This is a genomic window from Sphingobacterium sp. GVS05A (genome assembly GCF_019969845.1).
Taxonomy (GTDB): domain Bacteria; phylum Bacteroidota; class Bacteroidia; order Sphingobacteriales; family Sphingobacteriaceae; genus Sphingobacterium.
In genome coordinates this window covers 189,759-212,873 of record NZ_JAHXYR010000002.1, presented here as the reverse complement: position 1 = coordinate 212,873, position 23,115 = coordinate 189,759, and the positions used below count along the sequence as shown (strand labels likewise).

Below are 23,115 nucleotides of genomic sequence, written 5' to 3'. Positions count from 1 at the left end.
CAGAGAATTTACAGTTTTTTAATTTTTTTTTGGAAAATGCTATGTAAGCATTGCAAATAAAAAAGTTTATTATATCTTTGTTTTTAACATAATCTTAACAATTGCGTTTGAATATGTTATATCATTACTAACTAAAAGCTCATGAAGCTAACCTGATTTTTATAAATGAATTTGATTAAGATTGCAATTAAACTTGCCAGAATATTTTAATAAAAATATAAACAGCCAATATATTTTGTAGAAAATAAACATATTTATTTAAACAATCATAAACATATGAAACACAAATTACTCAGTTTTTTCGTGGGTAGTATGATCCTGACTTCAGTAGCGTTCGCGCAGGAGAAAAAAGTAAGTGGTCGTGTAACTAGCGCTGATGGCAAGCCATTGGCTGGGGTGACGATTGTAGTACAAGGATCAAATACTGCTACACAAACAGATGCAAATGGTAATTATTCAATTACTGTGCCAAATGGGAAAGTTATTGTTTTTAGATCAGTTGGTTATGCTGATAAAACATTAATTGTAAAAGAAGGACAATCACTATTTAATGTCGCTCTCGATGACCAAAATGAGAATTTGGAAGAGGTCGTTGTTGTTGCTTATGGTACCGCCAAGAAGAAAGAAGTAACAGGTTCAATGGCTACAATGAGCTCACAAGACTTAGAGAAAAGAGTTGTAACCAATGTAACGAATGCTTTAGCTGGTATAGCTCCAGGGGTAGCAGTAAATGCCGGGAATGGCCAGCCAGGTACAGGATCGTCTGTTCGTTTGCGTGGTTTTGGATCAATGTCCGCATCTCAGTCGCCACTATATGTTGTCGATGGTTCGGTCTTTGACGGCGATATAGGTGATATCAATGGAACAGATATTGAAAGTGTATCTGTTTTAAAGGATGCTACATCTGCAGCATTATATGGTTCAAGAGCAGGTAATGGTGTTATTATCATTACAACCAAAAAAGGCAAAAGAGGAGGGGCATTAAACGTTAACTTCTCTCAAGGTCTTTCTTCGAGGGGTATTCCTGAATATGATTTGGTGGATACATATAATTATTATCCTGTAGTATTTCAGGCTATCAAGAACTCATTGATGTTTCCGAATAGTGGAACTCCACTTTCTGAAGCAGATGCTGCGCAAAGGGCAAAAAATACAGTTAAAAATAATCTTGTTTACAATCCGTTTAATGTGGCTGATACAGAAATTGTCGGTCTAGATGGTAAAATGAATCCTGATGCAAAATTGTTATATAATGATTTTGATTGGTATAAGTATATCGTGCGGACGGGGAAAAGAACTGAAGCTAATATGAGTGCTTCTGGTGCCTCGGACAAATCTGATCATTATGCCTCATTTGGTTACTTGAAAGATCAAGGCTATGTGCAACAGTCAGATTTTGAGCGCTTCAATGGACGTTTGAATTTAAATACGCAGGTGAAAAGCTGGTTAAGAGCTGGTTTCAATATCGCAGGAAGCATGTCACAGGGAAATCTTGCTGCCGATGCATCAACAGGAAATGGTTCGTCCTTCGTAAACCCTTTTAATTTTATAAGGGGGATTGGTTCTATTTATCCTGTAAAAGCTTGGGACAAAGAGGGAAATCCAGTCATTAACTCGATTACGGGAGAACAGTGGTATGATTACGGAATGCATCCTGGTGCAGTTAACCGTCCTCAAGGTGCTAACCCTGGACGACACGTCTATTACGAAACATTGGTCAACGACCGTGACAATAAACGAACTTTGTTAAGCTCAAGAACATTTGTGGAAATCAAATTCCTTAAAGATTTCACATTTACTCCTAGCTTCAATGCAGATCTAAGAAATCGTACGTATCGAACTTTTTGGGATAACTCAGTTGGCGATGGTGTTACTTTGAATGGATCTGGTTACGAGCTGAACTCACAGATTAGATCATTTACTTTCAACCAAATTTTAAATTATACAAAGAAGATTGATCAGCATAGTGTTTCTGCCATCTTGGGACATGAAAACTATGACTATTACTTACACAGCGCAGCAGCTGAAAAAAGAGGATTAATCTCAGCGGGAAATATTGAATTTGACAACTTTGTTACCCCTTATTCGATTAGCGGATACACAGATAAGAATAAATTGGAATCTTATTTTGCAAAAGCTTCTTATAATTTTGACGAGAAGTATTTCTTTGACGGAAGTGTGCGTCGAGATGGGTCTTCTATCTTTCATCCAGATAAACGCTGGGGGACATTCTTTTCACTAGGAGGTGCGTGGGCCCTAAAAAAAGAGAAGTTTTTGGAAGGTGCTGACTGGCTGAGTGATTTAAGACTAAAAGCTTCTTATGGACAGGTTGGAAATAATAATCTTTTGGATCCTGATGGAAATACCATATTCTATGCTTACCAATCACTTTATACTTTGGGATTAAATAATGGTGTTTCGCCAGGAACCTTGTTATATAGCGCACCGAATCCAAACTTAACTTGGGAAAGCTCAAATACTTTTAACGCTGGAATTAATTTTGGACTTTGGAATAATCGTTTGACAGGAGAAATTGAAGTATATAAAAGAGGATCAGATAAATTATTATTATCTGTTCCGCTCCCTGTTTCGGATGCTATTAATACACAAATTAGGAATGTAGGGGCAATGTATAATTCTGGATTAGAAATTTCGTTAAACGGTGATATTGTTAGAAAGGAAGATTTTAGATGGAATTTGGCAACGAATTTTACAACATTTAAAAATAAGATTACAAAAATGCCTACGGAAAATCCAGTTATTACGTCTGGAACTAAACGTCGGGAGGTTGGAAAAGACTATTATTCTTTTTGGTTAAGACAATATGCTGGAGTTGATCATACAGATGGAGCTTCACTGTATTTACCAGCCGAAGGTACGGAGGCGAAGAATATTACAGTGATAGACGGGAAAGAGTATGTTAAAAATCAAAATTATGCAAAATTTGACTATTCAGGATCAGCTATTCCAGATTTTTCCGGTGCTGTAACGAATACGTTCAATTATAAAGATTTTTCTCTTTCTTTCTTAATAACCTATCAAGTGGGGGGAAAATTCTATGATTCTAACTACGCAGGCCTAATGGGGACTTCTTCCTATGGTAAGGCATACCATGCTGATGCGCTAAAAGCTTGGACGACAGAAAACACGGATAGTGATATTCCAAGACTTGATGCTGCAAACTCTACAAATATCAATGCCGCTTCTACTCGATGGTTGGTAGACGCATCTTACATCAGTTTTAGAAATGTCAATTTCGCTTATTCTCTACCGAAATCATTCTTGAGTAAATTGGATGTATCTAATGCTAGAGTGTTTTTTACCGGAGAAAATTTGGGATTGATCTCTAAGAGGAAAGGAATGAACCCGACGGAAAGTTTTGATGGAACAAATTCTTCGACTTACTTACCAAGTAGAGCGTTTACCGTGGGAATTAATGTATCGTTATAATTTAGTTGAAACAAGTGATGAATAAAATATATTTAACTTCAGGATTGATCGCATTACTAGCGTTCAGTTCATGTAAAAAAGATTATTTAGATACTGCACCGACCAATAAGGTGGATATATCGAAAGTCTTTACGACAACAGAAAACGCCAATACTGCTTTAAGCGGTATATATAGATATATGTTTGAACGGACCAATGAGGTCGCTAGTAATCAACAGAACAAACCAGGTGTGGGGGGAATCTTGTTGGATATGGATTTTATGGGTGAAGATCTTGGTATATCATCCGGAAATTGGTTTACATCCACAGGAGAAGGTAATTGGGTTGGACATAGAACGGATAATCATGCGGTGACTTTTTATGTTTATCGTACATTTTATAAGATTATTGGAAATGCAAACTTTATTATCGACAACATAGATCAAGCTGAAGGAACCGAAGCTGAAAAGACGCGTATAAAAGCTGAAGCCTTGACTCTTCGCGCGTACGCTTATTCATTTTTGATTCAGCTTTATGCGAAACGTTATAATGCCAATGCAAAACCAAATAGTCAGCCGGGAATTCCTTTGTTATTAAAATCTTCTGATACGGCCAAACCAAGAGAAACAGTAGAAAATGTCTATGCTGCAATTATCAACGATTTGGAAGAGGTAATCAAACTTAATGTTGAAACACGTGGTAATAAGTCTCAGGCAAACGTGCATGTTGCGATTGGTTTGCGAGCTCGCGTGGCCTTAACCATGCAGGACTATACAAATGCAATTAAATATGCAAATATGTTTATTGCTACAGGGAAATATCCACTTATGGATCAGACTACTTATCAAAAGGGCTTTAATGACGCTACACTCATGAGTGAAGAAGTCTGGGCATCTATGCCAACACCGGATCAGGGAGATACCTTTGGGTCTTATTTTGCTCAAATAGCGTATGATGCAAACACATCGTTTATGCGAGCCAATCCAAAACGGATAAATTCAGCATTGTATGATAAAATATCTGCTACCGATATTCGTAAAAAAATGTGGGAACCAGCGCCTACTGCAAGTAATTTTCCATTGCCGGCATCTACTTTTGCCAGACAGCCTTATATGTCGCGTAAGTTTGCCGTTAAAGCAGCTGGTGGTACTTTAGGAGATGTTCCATTATTACGTGCTTCGGAAGTTTATTTAATTTTAGCCGAAGCTTACGCAAAATCTAATCAAGATGGGCTTGCACAAAATGCACTGTATGATTTAGTGAAAGTACGCGATTTAGCGGCAATAAAATCAACTCAAAGCGGCCAAAGCTTAGTTGATGAAATATTAATTCATCGTCGTGTTGAGCTTTGGGGAGAAGGATTTAGATTTTTAGATTTAAAGAGACTAAATCTCCCTTTAGATAGAACGATTGTTCCTAACTATGTGTCGGGCTCTGTTAATAATTGGATGACGGTAGCAGCAGGTGATGATAACTGGCAATATCTCATCCCTAGAACTGAAATGGAATCAAATCCAAATATTGGAGAACAAAACAAATAGTGAGAGTCTTCTTTTCAATCAGATCTCTTTTTGATTCGAAAAAAAAGACTTATTATTAGAATAGAAACCAACAAGCTATTTTGCTTGTTGGTTTCTTGTTTTTTTACCTACATTCATTATAAAAATTGAAAAGTTATTATTACCAAATCATTAATTTTATGTATACAAATTAATAGTCTAACAATTTATTAATACTAACTTAACATTGAGAATCTATTTTTACGGCGTTGAAAGAAGAGCGCTTATACGATTTAATGAAAGCATATAATGCGCTTAAAATTCATTCATTATATTAGAGATTATTTTATTCCAATGAAACCATCAAAAAGTATTCAAACCGTATAAGGAATTGAATAGATTTGATAGTTTCATAACAGCTGAAAACAAACCGAGTGCAACAAGCTCATTTATAACGATGAGATTAGTCACTTGTAAATAAATTAAATAGATGAAAAAAGCACTTTTACTCGCAACTCTGATCGGTCCAGCAGTAGCCATGGCGCAAAATAACAATGCACCATCAAGTTATGATCCACATGATATCAAAATCACAGGATACCTTCAGACGCAGTTTCAAAAGGCTCAATCGCCTGGAATAACTTCTTTTTCCGGCGGTGATTTCTCCAAAAATTCCGATAATCGTTTCATGATCCGACGTGGTCGCCTCAAGATTGACCGTGTAGATACCTATTCCAGTATTGTATTCCAGCTCGATGCAACCCAAGACGGGGTGCAATTAATGGATGCTTTCATTCAGTTGCGGCACCCCAGCCAAAAGGGATTAAGCCTTACTGCCGGTCTTTTCAATAGACCCTTTGGTTATTCCATTGTTTACTCGTCCGGTTATCGTGACTTCCCTGAAAGAGCTCGTGTTTTCCAAACCTTAATGCCACGAGAGCGTGACCTTGGGGGGATGATCAGCTACCACCCTGGAGGCAAAATGAAATTCCTGAACTTGGACTTGGCTCTGGTAAACGGAAGCGGCCACTCAGCCAAAGATTACGACTCCAAAAAAGATCTGATCGGTAACTTAGGATTTAAATTCGATAGCCTTGCAGATAAAAGATTGCAGCTCGGATTTGGTGGTTCCTTCTATAAAGGTTCTGTCCGTAATGATACCAAAACATACTACAAAGCGATCTCTAATGGTTATACTGCTCATACCAGTGATGACAATGAAGGAAAAGCCATCGGTCGAAACTACTATGGTGCAAACTTACAGATTGAACTTGACCATAGCTTTGGAAAATCTAGCTTCAAGACAGAATATGTAGCTGGTGATCAGCCTGGTGTCGCAGGAGGTACGGATATCAAAGGCCCATATGCGAGCAGAAGTTTTACGACACAACCGGCGACGGATTTATATCAACGGAAATTTAACGGTTATTATCTTTGGCTTACCCAGGAAATCGCAAAAACGGGTGTTACAGCTTTATTGGCTTACGATGTGTATGACCCCAATACTAAGGCAAGTGGCATGACCATAGGAATGCCTGATAATTTTACGGCGGATGGTGATGTCAAATTTAGTACATTGGGTTATGGCGTCGCTTATCAGATCAGTAATAGATTAAAACTTACGGTATATAATGAGCATGTGACCAATGAAAAAACGAGCTTGAAAAATTTTTCTGATGATCTGAAAGACAATGTTTTTACAACCCGATTGTTATACCGTTGGTAAAATGTACCAGTTAATTTTATTGAATGTTTAAAAATTAAAGCAAACTCTCCGAATTAGGCAGGATATTTGATCATATGGTGAAATAAATGACTTGGGTTTTGAAAAGAGAAATTGCATGAGAATAACATTCCTATTTTTATTGTTCTTGTTTTTTGCTTCCTGTACGCAGAAAAGAGATATTGGACAATTCGATAGCCGGACAGAGATGCTGGCTCATATCCGTAAGCTTTCCCCTCAGGATCGGGCGAACTTTTTTAAACAGCAGGTACAATTGATTGATACCGCCCTAGCGAAGGTAAAGGATCAAACCATTTATTTTAGCTTTTCAATGGGATTATCTTCAGGTGATCCTAAGGAAGTTAATTGGGATACGGTAAACTGGAATCGGATGGATATCCAAAATAAGGCCTTTGTTATTCCTAATCCCGACACATTAAAAGCTGCATTTGAAAGTTATTCCAACACGCTTAAAGCTGTGCAACGTTTTGGCATTCCACATTCATCATTTAAGCTAGATGCTACCGATGATAAAATATCAGAAACAGGACAGCTCTCAACCTCATTTAAACAATTGTTCCAAGGAAATAAATCCCTTGATTCATCCAAAGTTGGCCTTTTGCCCGTTAGTCAGGCGCTTGTGGAAATAAAATACCAACTTCCACATGAATTAGACTCTTTGGTAATCGCTCCAAATGCCAAAACGGTGAAATATATGGGCTACGATTTAACGATTGATACCATTAGCCCACAGGGAATAGAACTCGACCTGCCACTGGATTTATATGACAACTATCTTGGTCACCGAGGGAAAATTCCAAATGATAAACTGGTGGAATCGAATTCTTATTCGGCGATGCCACTTTATGGACTACATCCGGAAATTCAGAAACAGGCGAAGTCGGCTGGTCAGTTGTTTCAAAAATTCCAAACCGCAGCGGTAGAGGATGCCATGCTTGACCGTTTTGAACCGCAGTTTACTGAAGCGATGTTTCAAGGTTTGAAAAAGTTGAATTACTACCAGTCAGCTATTGAGAAAGAGCTTAAAGTATTGTTGGGCGATAACAAAAATGAAGATGTGTTTGATGTTATCAAAAAACTTAGAGAATATATCGAATCCAATGAGGAATATCTAGGACCTGTTGAACAGCGACTCTCCATCTCTTTCCCTTATCCTGTAAAGCAATTCTTACTGTATTTTGGAAAATCAAATGAAACAATTAAAGCAGAACGCCGGATTCCTGTTTCACGTACTGCTTCCTATGGATATATGACCTATTTAGACCAAGAAGCAAAGAAATATGGTATTGTGGATTCCATGGGTAATGTTATTATTGAACCTCGTTTTAAAGAATTGACCCGTAGTAGTCAAGATTACTTCTTTGACTCAAGTGATAGCATTGATTATTTCCTAAATGTGAAAGATAAAAAGCTGGAACCTGTTAAAGCTAGTTATCGATTTGAGCGGAAGCTTGATGCGGATTTATCCGTATTTAAAAATAAAAAGGAAGATTTGGGTGTGCTTCGCAATGGACAGGAGGAAATAGTGCCTTTTAAGTATACGACTATAGAAAGACAGGGTAAGCTATTCGTTGCAAAATACACACTAAGGGGACGCGAGACGTTTGATCTATATACATTAAAAGGAGATCTGATCGAAACTCCATTGTTAAGTGCCGTTGAAATACTTGCAGATAGTAGTTTTATGGTACGCAGTAAGTTGCATAAATTCGGTGTCTTAAATACCAGCGGAAAATTAGTCATTCCGATGGAATATGATAAAATTGAAGGATTGAAAACTGCGAATTGGGTGTATGCCACTAAAGCTCGGGAGACTTTTTTGCTAGATTACCAGAATAAACGGGTTGATCTTCCCGCCAACCTTAGATATGTAGACATCAGTCGGAGCGCCGAAGGGATGATTCCTTTCTCTGACTATGATGGTTATGGTTTTATTGATCTGAACGGAAAGATTGTTATTCAGCCCCAATATAGTAATATTACCGAATTCTACAGGGGGCATGCATTGGTTCGCACTGCAAAGGAGGAGTTATTTCTGATCGATAAAAACAATAGTATCTTCAAAAAAATTGTATTGCCTCCTTCTCCAGATGGTTCTCAACGCTTGGATGTTGCCTTTTCAAAGGATGGTACAGGATATTTCACCATGGGAGAGATCGTTCTTGACAAGGACGGAAATGTTGTTAATGTTTCTATTGATAACCTCTACTAATAGGACGAATAGAAACTTAAAAAATCAAAACGTATGAAAAATACAAAGATAGGGACTATAGGCATTGCAATCTTATCGCTTAGCATATTTGCCTGTAAACAGTCTGTCAAGCCATACGCAGAAGCCCCACTGCAGTTGAAAGGGGTTGATATGAATGTGGATCTTACAAAATTTCTAGGTAATGAGGATCTTTTTCGGGGTAAAGTCGATATGGTGAATCTCGATGTGGAAGAAAATGAAATCGTACTTGAGCGAAAAGATCTTCCTGATAGCACAGTGTATTATGTTCAATATAATGTCAATTCTAATAAGGATGACATCAATCTGGCGGATTATGGTAGTTTTAAATTTAAAACACTTGAACTCCTAACAGATCTGGCAGAAAAGGAAGTTTTTGCCTGGATGGCTGAACAAGAGGATGTATCTGCGGATGATGTGAATAAATTAGTGGACCAGATTGCATTGGATAATCCTGAGGCAACAATGAATTCGAGGGAATTGGAAGGTGTTTCCTCTGGATTGCGTTTGATCTGGCATACCAAGGATAAAGTATTTCAACTCGTGGTGCCCGAAATAGAACCCCTGCGATTTGACCGGAGCAATGAGGAGTATAGTCCTTCCTATGATGACGATGGTAATCCTATAGAACCGAAAGAGACTTTTAGTAAAGAGCAGATTATTACATTGTTTAAGGACAAATTAGACGATTCAGCGAAAAATAAAATTACATTCTTTATCGCCAAACCTCAGTTTGATGAGTGGTTCCGTGATAACTCACCAAGTTCGCGAGGAACGATGACCCGATATGATTAGTATCCTCACGTAATATTTTTTCGGATGCGACTTAAGGAAGAAGCTGTAATCCCCAGATAGGAGGCCAGCATCGTTAAGGGAACACGATTTGCCAGTCCGGGATAGAGCTTTAGAAATAGAAGATAACGTTCGCTGGCATCAAGATTCATCATAGTATTCGCTGTTTTTAACTTGCTTTCAATGACAAACCCATACAGCTTTGCCATTAATAAGGGCCAGATTTTGATCTCCTTTTCCAACAACAGAAAATTATGGATATCGAGGCTCCATAGCTGTGCATCTGTAACGGATTCGATATAGTCGTTGGATGGAGTACGATCCAGAAAACTTTGGAAATCTCCAATAAAACGACCTTCATAAATAAAGTATCGTGTAAAATCGTCACCTTTATCATTGTAATAAAGGGAACGAAATACCCCGCTTTCTACGAAGGCTATACTATTGGTAACTTTTCCGCAGGCAACAAAATAGGTCGCTTTTGGAAGATGCTTTTTCTCAAAGGCCTGCCTGATTAGACCTTCCTCCCGCTTATCAAGCTGACCAAATTTTCGTATATAGGCTAAAAGCTGCTCCATAATACTTGTATTAATTACCTAAGATAATCAATTCTTCCCGTTGCGGTCCAGTGGATATATATTTTACGGGGATCTTTAATTCCTCCTCCAAAAAGGAGATAAGTAGTTTCAGTGCTTTTGGAACTTGTGCCTGCTGGTTGATTTTATTCAGTGGAGCATCCCATCCGTCTAAAAATTTCCAGACCGGCTTTGGGACATTGTCTAAGCATGTCGGAGCAGCTAAGGTTTTTGTTTCACCATCAATCTCATATGCTGTACAAATTGGCACCTCGGACATTCCATTTAGGATATCCGCCTTTGTCAGTACAAGGTCGGTCACTCCGTTTAACATGGCAGCATATTTTAATGCGGGAAGATCAAGCCAGCCCACTCTTCGCGGGCGTTTGGTGTTGGATCCAAATTCACCTCCTTTTTCACGTAGTTCTTCGGCAAGGGGGCCTGTTAATTCGGTTGGAAATATGCCGTTTCCTACACGTGTGCAATAGGCTTTGGTAATACCATAGATCTTATCAACTAGCTTGGGCGACACCCCTAGACTTACACATGCTGCGGACGCGATGGTATTTGAGGAAGTGACATAGGGGTAGCTGCCATGATCGATATCCAATAAAGTGGCCTGAGCACCTTCGGCCAATACTTTTTTATTGTTGCTGAGTGCTTCATTGATGAAAATTTCTGTATCAGTAATTTGTAGCTTTTTTAAAAAATTACATGCCTCTAGAAAATTATCATATAATTCTTGTACTGCCGGCATATCCTGCCCCAAAGCCTGTAATTCGGCATACTGTTTATTCAAAATTTGGAAAACATAGGCTTCGAAATCTTTGGAAAAGATATCCTCCACGCGTACATTCTGCCGAAGTATTTTATTTGAGTAAGTGGGTGCAATGCCATTTTTTGTTGTTCCAATAGTACGGTATTCCGGTGATTCTTCGAAATACATATCCCAGTACTTGTAGGTTGGCAACACAAGATGAGCCTTCACCGATATCAGGATCCGGTGGATTAAATTAGCGTCAGACAGACAGTCTTGAAGCTGTTCCACTTCCGCCTGGAGTGCAACTGGATCGATCACCACAGCGGTACCGATAATATTTTTGATATGGGGATAAAAGATTCCCGAGGGCAGTAATTTCAGCGTAATCCGTTTATCATTGTGGTAAATGCTATGTCCAGCGTTTGCGCCACCATTAAACCGGGCAATAATGTCATACTCACGGCTGATCAGATCAATGATTTTTCCTTTTCCTTCATCTCCCCACTGGAGTCCAATTAAAATATCCATTTTGCTATTGTGTTGAATTAATGGATCAAAGCTAGGGGATAACAGGAAGGGTACAATTGCCATTTGACAAAAAAACAGATGCTTATGTTTATTCCTGAAAAATTGAGCAAAGAGAACCAGGTCAGTTTTTAACCTTGTCTTTTTCCGAGCTGTTTGATTTTATATAACCATTTATCCCGCTTTGTCGCATCGGACGTTTTTATAATACCAAGATAAGTCACTTTCACAGGTGATATGCCACAAAATTGCAAGGTTGATCTTTTGAGCTGATTGACACTGGGCCTACCGTAGATAAGGGCATAATACCAACCGGGCTGATCTAGGGTCGTTATAATTCTGGCGGATTTCCCTTTGAGTAATTTGTCCCAAAAAAGTGAATTTTCACGGTACTGGAAAGCAAAGCCAGGTAGAAAGAGTCTATCGATAAAACCTTTCATAATAGCCGGAAGACCACCCCACCATACAGGGTGTACCCAAACTAAATGTTCGGCCCATAGGATATCTTCCCAGGCTTGCAGGAGATCTGGTTCGAGCTCTGTCCGCTTCTGGTATCCAAACTGGAGATTGGGATTAAAATTCAAATCTGCAATGTTAATCGAGCGAACTTCCGCTCCAGATTCTTTGGCACCTTCTTTATAAGCTGCGGCAATACCAAAATTGAAGGATTCCCTATTGGGGTGACCGTTGATGATAAGTATTCTCTTTTTCATGTTATTCTTCTGATAACACAAAAGTAGGGGGGCTGTCCCTTCAATTATAGGACAAATGTCTAAAAAGTAATCTCATTGCGGATCCGGCTTAAATGCCGTTGTGTGATGCCCAGGTAGGACGATAAATACTGCAATGGTATTTGTCGGACAAATTCGGGCTGATCCCGAAGTAGGACCGTATAGCGTTGCAAAGCTGTTTCTTTCTGCAATTGAAAGATACGTTTTTCGAGTTCCAGATATTGCTGTTCAGCAATCATCCTGAGGTATTTTGTCCAGACTAGACTTTCAGCTGCAAGTTTGTCAATAGCACTTTTTTTAATCACCCATAGTTCAGCAGAAGAGATGGCCTGCATCGTCTCCACACTTGGTCCACCTGTAATAAAAGAGGAGTAGGCAGCGATTAGGCTGTTTGGAAATCGAAAACAATAGGTGACATCTTCTGTGTTTGAGCTGCTGTAATACGAACGAAAAATTCCAGAGGCAATGAAGGCGACCTCGTTACAGGGCTGATTTTCTTTAACAAAAAAATCATTCTTGTTTAGCTTCCTATATTCAAAAAGCTGAACAATTTGGGTGATGTCTTCCCGGTCGAAGAGACCCAAAGACTGAAAATAAGTTGCCATCATAGACATCAAACTTAACTAAATTGCGTTAGCAATGCAAGATAAAGTTATCGGGAAACATTTTTATTAAAGTAGTGTTTTTCAATACAATATAAATATGATCGTTTTTTAGTATGAATGATGTATGCAATCTATTTCGCATCAATAAGAATAGCCAATTGCAGACACATTTGATCGGAACGGTTGCTCCAAGCGTGGTTGGTACCGCGTTGGATCACAATATCTCCAGCTTGTAATAAGGTTTCTTCGGTATCTGTAATCAGATAGATTTCGCCCGAAAGAATCACAATATAGTCCAGACTGGCAGTTTGATGCATTAGAGGGTGTGGCTGACCAATCGGGACCTCAATACCGAGCTGTTTGTCGGGGGGAATTTGTACATAACGGAAATAAGTTCCATTCCTAATGACTTGTGGTATGGCTGAATTTTCTACAGGGCTTTCCTCAATAAACTGTGCTGGCATCTGACTTGTCTGCCAGATGTCTGAAATAATGAGGTTGGGATAATGCTCAGATACATTCGTTACGATAGCATCTTGTTTTATATACGATTTACCGTTTCGTTCTGCGGTGATGACTCTTCTCGGAATAGCTCTCATACTATAATGGATTGTGTAGGATTAATTTATAACCTTCGGTTTTGTTATTTTTTAATAGCTGATGTCCTTTTTCGATCGTCTCTGATGTCAGATCGCCGATCGGATGAATTGGCATAGGCAGTATAGTTTCTTGCTCTATATAATTTGTAATACGGTTCAATGCCTGTTTGAAATATGTATAATTGAGGTTTTGCGCATGAATAAAGTTAGAGATATTGATGATTTTGGCGGCTGAGCTAAAAAGTGTGTCTCTCGCTGAGGTTGTTGTAAAGTGGGTAATATCAATATAGCAGCCATAGGGTTTCAATACGACCGCTGAGGTCTCTGAAAGGGCATGTCCTACCGCATCAATAGAAAAGTCAAACCCTTGATTATTAGTCTTATTTTTTAGTGTTTCGATTAAATTGTACTGTTTATAATCGATGATATTATCGGTGTTTAATCCCAGCTGATGTAGTCTTTCGAAACTTGTTGCATTTCCTGCTGTAGCAATAATATTATTTATACCATTGGCCAAGAGTAGTTTTAACACAAAAAGGCCTACACCACCTGAAGCTCCTGTAAGGAATACTTGATCGGGGGGAGTAATGGATGCGCGATCAAAGACTTGTAAAGCTGTGATTCCAGATGTAGGTAGTGCAGCCGCTTGTTCAAAAGAAATATTCTTGGGCTTTAGAGCAACGAGGGCTGCGGGTAGTAAAATGTAATCTGAATATGTGCCATTGCTTCCCATACTGCCACAAGCAAAGAAAACCTCATCACCGATGAGGAAATCTATGACCTCGGAGCCTACCTCTGTGACTACGCCCGCACCTTCCCTCCCTAAAATAGGTGAAAATATATACCTTCTTTCGTATTCATTTTCACGCATTTGATAATCGATGGGATTGATTGCAGATGCGATTATTCTAATCTTTATCTCCTGGGGTTTTAATTGACGCAGTACCACTTTGGCATTGACCAATTGATTTTTTTCATTTAAAATGACAGCATTCATCTCATATTCATTTATGTTTTTCAGTCTTATTGGCATCATCTAACTTATTTGAAACCGATAGTATCCTATGATCGGACTAGATTTTTTGCCCTGAACAGTCATTATTACAAATTTAAGTGAGTTTTGATATATATTTGTTGGTGGTTAACAAGTGGTAACTAGTAGTTTTGATAAATTAATGGGTAAAGTCATCGAAGAAAATACTGTAAGGAGGGAAGCAAGCTGTGGTGAGGAACTACGTGCAATGCGTGATGCGTTGGATATTTTAGGTGGAAAATGGAAATTAATGATCCTCCGCTATTTAACTAACCGTGAGAAACAAGACATTCATTTTAAAAAAATGCAGCGGGAGATCCTGGGGATTTCAGCGAAAGTGTTGACTAAGGAACTGCGGGACCTTGAACAAAATTTATTGGTGTCACGTCAAGCAAGTGAAGAGCCTGTTCGGGTTTTCTATAAAATCACGAATTACGGGAAAAGTGTTGTTCCCGTTACTGAATCGTTGGTCGACTGGGGGTTGGAATACCGTGAAAAGATCAAACAGGAGCATTCAATCTAAGCCCAATGATATGATCTAAGCAGCTATGTCAATAGTAAGATCCATTTTTAGATTCTTTTAAAAATAATATGGGCTTGCTAACTGAACGTTGGGGATCAAAAAAACGAGGGAAAGTTCTTTACATTTCATTGGCTGATTATTTTCTTGATCAATACGATTTGTCCCAGATGATAATAACTATGCTCAATCACGCCTTCCATATTCCTTAGATAGGAACCATATTTCTCATCAAAAAAAGGCTGGCTAAAAATTTCTGTATCAAATTGTTCAATTTTATCTGCGAAGCGCTCTGCATTTCTGATGAAATCAAGCCGGAGCTCTTCCCAATCGGCTTTGTTGGTTATTTCAGGTAAATCAAAACTGTATTTATCATTAATTTCCAGCTTTCCCGTTTCAAATGCGGCAAGTAATCCCTTTAAGTAATAATTGATGTGATAGGTGAGTACGGCAATGGAATTTAAATTGTTGATCTTCAGGATAGCCTGTTCCCAACTGATATCTGCTAGTTGTTCTTGGTAGTTGGTATTTGCAATCCAATGACCATTTAATAAAACTTCTCTAAGTCTGCTTGCAATAAATAGCTGCTTTTCCATTTCCTGTTAAAATTTTCTATTGATTAGTACTCCTTTGTTTTTGATAAAAAATTAGATTTTTTAAAGTAATGTCAGTATCGTAAGGTTTATATCATTTTTATAATTCTAATTTACGTACAATTTCCTTATTCTTCATCTTGGCTTAATCTCTTGTTAATAAGACTTTTGTTCTTTTGTTCAAAGTCATCATTACCAGGAGATCATGTTTGCACTAACCGGAAAAGATTTAAGGAATGTTTGGGACCAATTTGTGGAAGATAAATGTGAAGAGTCATTTTATATTTTATATAAACACTATTACCATTATCTTTCGTATTTGGGGCTGAAGAAAAAAATGTCGATGCAGCGCATTCAGGATAGTATCAATGATGTGTTCTTACATCTGTGGGAGAAAAAAACAGGCAATCGACAAATACGAAATCATCACAATTATATTATCACCGTGTTCTTTCGAAAGCTCTTTCGGAAGGAAATGTTGCAACTAGCGGATCTGGATTTTTCCGAAGAAGCACATGATCCAGCAGTCCATCAATCTGTCGAAGAACAATATATTCGTACGGTAACAACAGATACTGTTGCGCAATTGGTACAAGAACACCTGGAACAGCTGGGCGCAAAACAACGTCTGGTAATTTATCAGCGCTTTTTTCTGGATCTTTCCTATCAGGAGATCGCTGATGCGAATCAAGTTTCTATTCATACCATTTATAATACCATCTATAAATCGCTGGAAAAGATCAAAAATAATCTGTCCAATGAACAAGAAATCTTTCTTAAAGTGGCCGTAGGACTGCTTTCTTCATTTTTGTTGATTTTTTCTTAAAAATAAGTAGTGAAAAAATGATGTCCCTTGCTCTATTGGATAAATTACAATTAGAGCAGAATGGACGAACTTAATTTACAGGCTTTATTGCAAGATGAATCTTTTATTAATTATTGCAAGAGAACTGATCAAGAGGATATCGAGAAATGGGAAAAATGGTTGCAAAAATATCCGGAACATCAACAGTCCATTGGAGAGTTAAAGGCGACTATCCTGGCATTGGGCTATTACTCCGGTGAAGAATCCGTGCAGGCAAATTATTTCCGTTTGCAGCAACAGATAAAAAAGCGTTCTGACCAGCACCGTTTTAAGAAAATTGGCAAAACGGTCTGGTTTAAAATTGCAGCCGCCTTACTTGCTGTGGGGGCAATTTCACTGTTTTTATTCCGGCAACAAGCTCCTAAGGAAACAAAAGCAATAGGCCAACAGGTTGGTTCTCCAGGAAAAGATGCCGCAGTACTTACTTTAAAAGATGGATCAGTCATTTCCTTAGCAGATATTCGCAGGGGGAGTGTTGTGGCGCTCCAAGGTGGTGTAGAGATACAAAAGAACAAAGACGGTGAGTTGGTCTATCGAGCCGTTGAGCAGGATGCTGCGGCCACTGCTGCGGTCAATAAAATTACAACCAATCGGGGCAATCAATATCAGGTTATTCTACCCGATGGCTCCAAAGCTTTTCTGAATGCAAATTCAACATTGACCTATCCATTGAAGTTTGCTCAAAATGCCCGAACTGTACGTATGACGGGTGAAATCTATTTTGAAATCTCAAAATTGGAAATGCAGACTGGAGGGGATAAAAAACGGATTCCTTTTTATGTGGAAACAGCAGAACAAAAAATTGAAGTACTTGGCACTCATTTCAATGTCAATGCTTATCCCGATGAACCTTATACCACGACAACGTTGCTGGAAGGCAGTGTGCGCGTTACTTCTTTAAAAAGGAATGAATCTGTTTTATTGAAACCTGGACAAAGGTCATTGTTAAGTGAGCGCTTGCGTATAGATAATACTGATAGTTCGCAAGATGTGTCATGGACACAGGGCGATTTTGTATTTAAAGGTGAAGAGTTGAGTAGTTTGTTGCGTAAGATTTCGAGGTGGTACAATGTGGATGTGGAGTGTCCGCAACGACTAGAAAAACTCAAATTTGATGGTATGGTATCGCGTTCTCAGCCGTTATCCACCATCATTGATATGTTAGAAATCACTGGGAAAGTAAAAATAAAAATTAATGGAAGGAGGCTTATTGTGATAGATTGACCTATCTAATCATGCGATAAGCCAAATGAAAACAACCAAAGGTGCTGGTAACACCCTTGGTCAATGTGTTAAGCTTATCGATAACGTTGCGATTCAATAATCATCAAATAATATTAACAACAACAAATATATGAGTTTTTATCAATGCATGCGTGTTATGAAAATCACCATGGTATTTTTAACTTGTTTGTTGGTGAAAGTCAGTGCGTTTACTTATGGTCAACGGATTACACTCAACAGGCAAAATAGCAATATCCCAACTATTTTAAAAGAAATAAGGCAGCAGAGCGGCTATGATTTTTTTTATGATAATGGCTTATTTAATCGAGCAAAAACCATTAATATAAGCCTCAAAAATGCGACCGTGGAGGAGGCGTTAGCGACTTGTTTTGCAGGACAGCCTTTTGGCTATGTCGTGAAAAATAAATTGGTTGTTGTGACGGCTGCACCTTCGGGTTCCAACAAAGCGGCTTCTATTTTACAGCAACAGCTTCTTTCGGGGCGGGTAACCGACCAGGAAACCAAGCGCGCGCTGGCCAGTGTGTCCATCCGTGTCAAGGGAACCTCGGGCGGAACAAATTCCGATGGCAATGGAAACTTCTCCTTAACGGTTGCCAGAATTCCAGCAACATTGGTTGTTTCGTATTTAGGCTATCAGACAAGAGAACTGGAGATAAAAGAAGCACAGGCAAATCTTGCGATTAGTTTGGCACCACTTGCGACTGCTTTGGAGGAGGTCACTGTTCAGGCAAGGCGCAAAACGAATACAGAAACGGCCGTACTGGAAGAACGTAAGCGTGCATCCATTGTACAGGATGCTATTTCCGCTGAAATGATAGAGCGAACAGGGAGTATCACAACTACTCAGGCACTCCAGCGTGTCACGGGAGTGACCGTAACGGATGATAAATATATTGCCGTTAGAGGGCTAGGGGACCGGTCTGTGATTGGACAATTGAATGGGGTACGTTTGGCATCTTCAGATCCTGACCGTAGTGCTATTCCCTTAGATCTCGTTCCTGCTTCACTTCTGGACAATATTACCGTATATAAAACAGTTACGCCAGATAAGCCTGCGGATGCAGCTTCAGGTATCGTTGAGCTCAAAACGAAATCTGTACCTGATAAGATGACATTCGAACTTATCGCGCAGACGGGTCTCAATTCGAATATCGGTCTAGGTGGTAACTATAATAGCTTCTGGAATAGTGAAATGGGATTATTAGGGACACGAATCAATAAAAAAGACCTGTCGAATGATTTCCTGGATCTCTCAAAGCAATACCCAAATGGACTCAGTTCTATTCAGGATATGATTGCCAATAGCAATTATAGCCCTTCCGGCTATCAGGAAGTGAACCGTATCAATGGTATTATGAAAAGTTTTGATCCTGTCATGACGACGCGATATCGCCGGGCACCTATGAATCAACTGTATTCCGCTACCTTTGGAAATAGCTACGATGTCTTCGGTAAACACAAGTTGGGACTTGTTGTCGGTGGAAATTATTACCGAAGGTTCTCTGATACTTATCAAGGCGAACTGACACAATACAGTATCTACCAAGGTGTCGTCACAGGTAATCCCGATATATTTAGTTTTAGAAATATCCCCAATTATATTACACCCAATAGCTTATTTATGGGCAAATATCAGACCTATCAAGAAAATACAGGGACAGAAACTCTTAACTATGGTACGCTTGTGGGTGTTACCTATCGGTTTAATCCGCAACATGAAATCAGCATGCAATACCTCGGAAGCTGGGGTGGTGAATCCATCGCAACTAATCTGAATGGACGTTATGAATATTCCGGATTACCGGGAGAGGTCCGAAGCACCATTCATTCTTTAAAACAGACTTTTCGAAATCTGAATACGTTTAATTTACAAGGTGAACATAAGTTTTTGAAAGATGAATTTTCCCCGCGATTGAGCTATAACGTGGCGACATCAAAATCCACCCAAAATGATCCGGATTTTAGATTTGTAAGTCTGGTGGATTACACCCCCAGGGGCGGGGGCTGGTATAGACGGCCGATTGTTGGAGAACAGGCAGGTAGCGATGATTATGTCTATTCTGAACACTTGTATGCACTCACATCAGGCTATGTAAACGGATTTGGAAATTATGGCATTATTCAGGCTGAACCCAATGGTCGGAGATGGCGAAATTTAAATGAGGACAATTTTAATGCAAAAGCGGATTTAAATATTCCTTTTAAGCTGTTTGGACAGAAACAATCGTTAAAGACGGGCTTTAACTACCTGTTCAGAGACCGTAAATTCATGGAAAACCAATTGTTTCTGCCAGGATCAAATTTTACGGGCAATAAATCCATTCCATTGTATGATGTTCAGGGCAATCTGGATCGCCTGGTCAGCAATGAAATAGTTGGCGTTGTGCTACCCAAGGCCGGACAGGGAGAAGGAATGATGCCTATAGGGGGATTTCTATACAATAGCCAAAAATCACCAAATAACTATAAAGGTTATTTCGAGACGAATGCGCTTTATGGTATGTTGGATCTTAAAATTGCAGAGCAACTACGTATAGCGGGTGGTGTACGGTTTGAGCTGACTAACATCGGGTCAGCAGTAGATACAGCTAATGTGTTTTTAGATCCTGCACTAACGGCAACATCTCCGGATGGAACACGTATTCCATTGGATCCAATTAATCCAAATTCTGTCTATAAAACGGGTTACAAACCTTTTTATTCGGTAAATGCTACTTATACGCTCAACGACAATATGAATTTTCGTGGAGCTTTCAATACGACCTTGGCAAGACCGGAGTTGAGAGAGATTACGAACGTATTTGAATTTGATGCTTTCCAGATGGGGTTGGTCGTAGGTAATCCTAATCTGAAAAATCAGTATACACAAAATGCAGATTTTCGTTGGGAATGGTTTCCCGCAAAAGGGGAAGTGATCGCTATTTCTGCTTTTGGAAAACGTATCGAGAACCAATTGGTCAAAGTCTTTAATTTAAAAACGGAGGGTCTGGCGGCCACTTACCCTGAATTTCCGACAATTCAATTTCAAAATGATGCTAATGTCGGTAAAGTGTGGGGACTGGAGTTCGAGGTAGTCAAGAATTTAGGAAGCTTATACGATCCTTTAAAAAACCTGTTTCTCGGTACCAACCTATTGTTGGCACAGAGTGAGATAAAAAAATCTGCCGAACGTTATGAAGCGAATCGTTCCCTTGACCGGTACACGCCTAAAAATAGCCCACTGTTTGAACAAGCCCCTTATTCCATCAATGCTTGGTTAAATTATGATAATGACAAGTCCGGCACTGACCTGACCTTGACCTTCAACATGGTCGGAGAACGTCTGGTACAGATCAATCTGACAGGGGAGCCTGATCTGTATACACAACCTGTACCTTATCTTGATTTTGTATTCTCACAAAAGCTCAATAGACGAATCTTATTTAAAGGCTATGCAAAGAACATTATGAATCCTGCCATAAAAACAGTGTATGCAAATCCACAAACCGGCGGGAAATGGTATGGAAATGAATACATCAACCGAAGCTACAAACGTGGTGCGGAAATTATGATCGGTTTTACCTATAACTTATTTTAATCCAATGAAAATCAATGTATTTGCCAATAGCTATTGGTGGTTATTAGGAATTTCGGCTGTATGTTCCCTTTCTTTTTCCGCTTGTAAAAAAGAAAAGTTGGACGTTATTACCGACAACCGCCCTGTAACCGAAAATAGGCCAAATTCGAATTCGAGAATTATTAACTTATTTGACTACAACCAACTTATTGCCAATGGTGATAGCTTGACCAATTTCGTGGTATTACATCCGCTAAACCCGGGTAACCACAAATATCCGGGGACATCCTATTTCCCAACGGATGGACGCCTGGGGAAAATATGGCCTATTCCACAAGATCTTTTTAACCAGAATGAAGAGGCTGAATTGAGTTTTGCCGCACGTTATTATGCGGGATTTGGGCTAGACCATGATCTTAAAGTCAATGTAAATAATAGTTACGATACGCCCAAAGACTATTTTTTACTGCCAACTACGTTCATGAATGGTCAGCCTGAGGTTGTCTCCATAGCGCGGGTTGCGACAAGTCCGAGCAAACCCGATCATTTCAAGATCAGGATTGTGAATCTAGCTGGGGCAATTAAAAATCCAGCCAGTGGATTGACGGGGCCACAGGAGAATTTGGTTGGGGAGATATCGCTGGCCTATGCCGACGGTACGCTAGTTAGCCCAAAGACGAATGCAATATCCGTTGCCCGGAAGGTATCTGATTATGTTGAATTGCCTTACGGTACTTATCAATTCAAGGTATTGCTTCAGGATGGGAGACCGCTTCCTGCATTGGGATCCGAACGACATGAATATGGTCTGATTGATCTGTCAACTTCTACTATCCCCGAAAATCATGCAAGATCAACTAATCTGGTCTATGCACCCATTCAGGACTTCAAGCCCGGTGGGGTATATACGATTGTAGTTGCTCCGCAGAAATTTAGCTATATCTCCAATGAAATAGATGAAACTGTTAATGTGTATCAGAATTCATTTCAGATTATTACAGATATCGCCGCGCCGGTAAACCAAAGTTATCTCCGGATACAGGGAGTCAATGCATACAAAGACCAATCTATCGGATTTAAGATAGAAGGAAAAACGCTTGTATCGGGCCTTGATTTTGGAGAAGTAAGCGGCTACGGTGTATTTACCCAGAAACGGTATACGATCGAGGCAGTTGACAATTCGGGCAATGTTATCGCTTCCTTAAATTCGGAGTTACGGAGTAATCAAAATTATACGATTTGGATATACCCGGATCAAAATGGAAAGGCTCAACTGTTACTGATTGCTAATGATCTCAGTGGTACGTTGCCTTTACCTGCCGAAGATGATGGAACGTATAGCAGACTCGCCTTTAAGTTTTTCTTTTTCAATCGTTTCTTAAATCTATCCATTGGTAATCCTTATATCACGTTTACACTTCCAAATGGGCAAGCCATCGGAAATCATTCCAATGTGAATCTTCAGCCGGGAATTCCGTCGACAAATATGCCTTACACGAATATGAATACGATGATGGAGCCTTACCAGATTATGGCTTATCGATCTAAGCCCGATGTGGTTCCCGGAGTGTGGGCCGAAGATATCAATGTACTGAAATCTACAGACTTTATCGCTGATAAATCACTCTACACAAAAATCAAAAGAGCATTGCCTGCCCACGAACCCGGAATTTATACCGTCGCATTAATTGGAAAAAGCGGTGCAGGAGCATCTGCTAAAGAGAAAGCTAGAATGATCATTATCAAACATAATAAGTAATGAAACCATCATGATTTATTCATTCACATAGGGGAATGGTTAACCGAACAAAGCG

General features: G+C 39.3%; 17 protein-coding genes. 10 read left to right on the top strand and 7 right to left on the bottom strand.

The genetic code is table 11. The annotated features are described in order from the left end of the window. Positions 1 to 276: 276 nt before the first annotated feature. The 5 genes from LC454_RS05715 (at position 277) to LC454_RS05695 (ending at position 9,697) form a co-directional block, all read left to right on the top strand. Positions 277 to 3,450, top strand: coding sequence for a SusC/RagA family TonB-linked outer membrane protein (locus LC454_RS05715; protein ID WP_223580509.1), 3,174 nt, complete (start codon positions 277 to 279; stop codon positions 3,448 to 3,450). A 17-nt stretch (positions 3,451 to 3,467) separates the two neighbouring features. Beyond that, entirely contained in the window at positions 3,468 to 4,970 is a 1,503-nt protein-coding gene (locus LC454_RS05710) for a RagB/SusD family nutrient uptake outer membrane protein (protein WP_223580508.1), read from the top strand. A 448-nt stretch (positions 4,971 to 5,418) separates the two neighbouring features. Continuing rightward, the gene (locus LC454_RS05705) at positions 5,419 to 6,654 is read left to right on the top strand and encodes a porin (protein ID WP_223580506.1); all 1,236 of its coding nucleotides are present in this window, start codon (positions 5,419 to 5,421) and stop codon (positions 6,652 to 6,654) included. Positions 6,655 to 6,769: 115 nt separating this feature from the next. After that, on the top strand, positions 6,770 to 8,884 hold the full coding sequence (locus LC454_RS05700) for a WG repeat-containing protein (RefSeq protein ID WP_223580504.1): 2,115 nt from the start codon (positions 6,770 to 6,772) through the stop codon (positions 8,882 to 8,884). 33 nt (positions 8,885 to 8,917) lie between these two features. Beyond that, entirely contained in the window at positions 8,918 to 9,697 is a 780-nt protein-coding gene (locus LC454_RS05695) for a hypothetical protein (protein ID WP_223580502.1), read from the top strand. 5 nt (positions 9,698 to 9,702) lie between these two features. Here the strand turns inward: LC454_RS05695 and LC454_RS05690 are convergent, their stop codons facing one another. The 6 genes from LC454_RS05690 to LC454_RS05665 all read right to left on the bottom strand — a co-directional run bounded on the left by LC454_RS05690 (position 9,703) and on the right by LC454_RS05665 (position 14,525). After that, positions 9,703 to 10,272 carry a Crp/Fnr family transcriptional regulator gene (locus tag LC454_RS05690; RefSeq protein ID WP_223580500.1) on the bottom strand — a complete coding sequence of 190 codons (570 nt, stop codon included), beginning with the start codon at positions 10,270 to 10,272 and terminating at the stop codon, positions 9,703 to 9,705. 10 nt (positions 10,273 to 10,282) lie between these two features. Beyond that, entirely contained in the window at positions 10,283 to 11,557 is a 1,275-nt protein-coding gene (locus LC454_RS05685; RefSeq protein ID WP_223580499.1) for an adenylosuccinate synthase, read from the bottom strand. 128 nt (positions 11,558 to 11,685) lie between these two features. Then, the gene (locus LC454_RS05680) at positions 11,686 to 12,267 is read right to left on the bottom strand and encodes an NAD(P)H-dependent oxidoreductase (RefSeq protein WP_172391981.1); all 582 of its coding nucleotides are present in this window, start codon (positions 12,265 to 12,267) and stop codon (positions 11,686 to 11,688) included. 59 nt (positions 12,268 to 12,326) lie between these two features. After that, positions 12,327 to 12,893 (bottom strand): Crp/Fnr family transcriptional regulator, encoded by a 567-nt coding sequence (locus tag LC454_RS05675; protein ID WP_223580497.1) that lies wholly within the window; start codon positions 12,891 to 12,893, stop codon positions 12,327 to 12,329. 128 nt (positions 12,894 to 13,021) lie between these two features. Continuing rightward, complete coding sequence (locus tag LC454_RS05670) at positions 13,022 to 13,489, bottom strand: cupin domain-containing protein (RefSeq protein ID WP_223580495.1); 468 nt, start codon at positions 13,487 to 13,489, stop codon at positions 13,022 to 13,024. A gap of 1 nt (position 13,490) precedes the next feature. Next, on the bottom strand, positions 13,491 to 14,525 hold the full coding sequence (locus LC454_RS05665; RefSeq protein WP_223580493.1) for an NADP-dependent oxidoreductase: 1,035 nt from the start codon (positions 14,523 to 14,525) through the stop codon (positions 13,491 to 13,493). A 139-nt stretch (positions 14,526 to 14,664) separates the two neighbouring features. On the opposite strand from LC454_RS05665, the gene LC454_RS05660 reads away from it, so the two are divergent. Further along, positions 14,665 to 15,045: a winged helix-turn-helix transcriptional regulator gene (locus LC454_RS05660; protein ID WP_223580491.1), complete on the top strand. Its 381-nt coding sequence runs from the start codon at positions 14,665 to 14,667 to the stop codon at positions 15,043 to 15,045. Between the two features lie 125 nt (positions 15,046 to 15,170). Here the strand turns inward: LC454_RS05660 and LC454_RS05655 are convergent, their stop codons facing one another. Then, positions 15,171 to 15,638 (bottom strand): DinB family protein, encoded by a 468-nt coding sequence (locus LC454_RS05655; RefSeq protein WP_223580489.1) that lies wholly within the window; start codon positions 15,636 to 15,638, stop codon positions 15,171 to 15,173. A 202-nt stretch (positions 15,639 to 15,840) separates the two neighbouring features. Here LC454_RS05655 and LC454_RS05650 point away from each other — a divergent pair, with 202 nt between their 5' ends. From LC454_RS05650 to LC454_RS05635, 4 genes are all read left to right on the top strand, one after another. Beyond that, the gene (locus LC454_RS05650; protein WP_223580487.1) at positions 15,841 to 16,461 is read left to right on the top strand and encodes an RNA polymerase sigma factor; all 621 of its coding nucleotides are present in this window, start codon (positions 15,841 to 15,843) and stop codon (positions 16,459 to 16,461) included. Positions 16,462 to 16,521: 60 nt separating this feature from the next. Then, on the top strand, positions 16,522 to 17,724 hold the full coding sequence (locus LC454_RS05645; RefSeq protein ID WP_223580478.1) for a FecR family protein: 1,203 nt from the start codon (positions 16,522 to 16,524) through the stop codon (positions 17,722 to 17,724). A 130-nt stretch (positions 17,725 to 17,854) separates the two neighbouring features. Then, positions 17,855 to 21,322, top strand: coding sequence for a TonB-dependent receptor (locus LC454_RS05640; protein ID WP_223580476.1), 3,468 nt, complete (start codon positions 17,855 to 17,857; stop codon positions 21,320 to 21,322). A gap of 4 nt (positions 21,323 to 21,326) precedes the next feature. Next, positions 21,327 to 23,060 carry a DUF4397 domain-containing protein gene (locus LC454_RS05635; RefSeq protein WP_223580474.1) on the top strand — a complete coding sequence of 578 codons (1,734 nt, stop codon included), beginning with the start codon at positions 21,327 to 21,329 and terminating at the stop codon, positions 23,058 to 23,060. Positions 23,061 to 23,115: the final 55 nt, after the last annotated feature.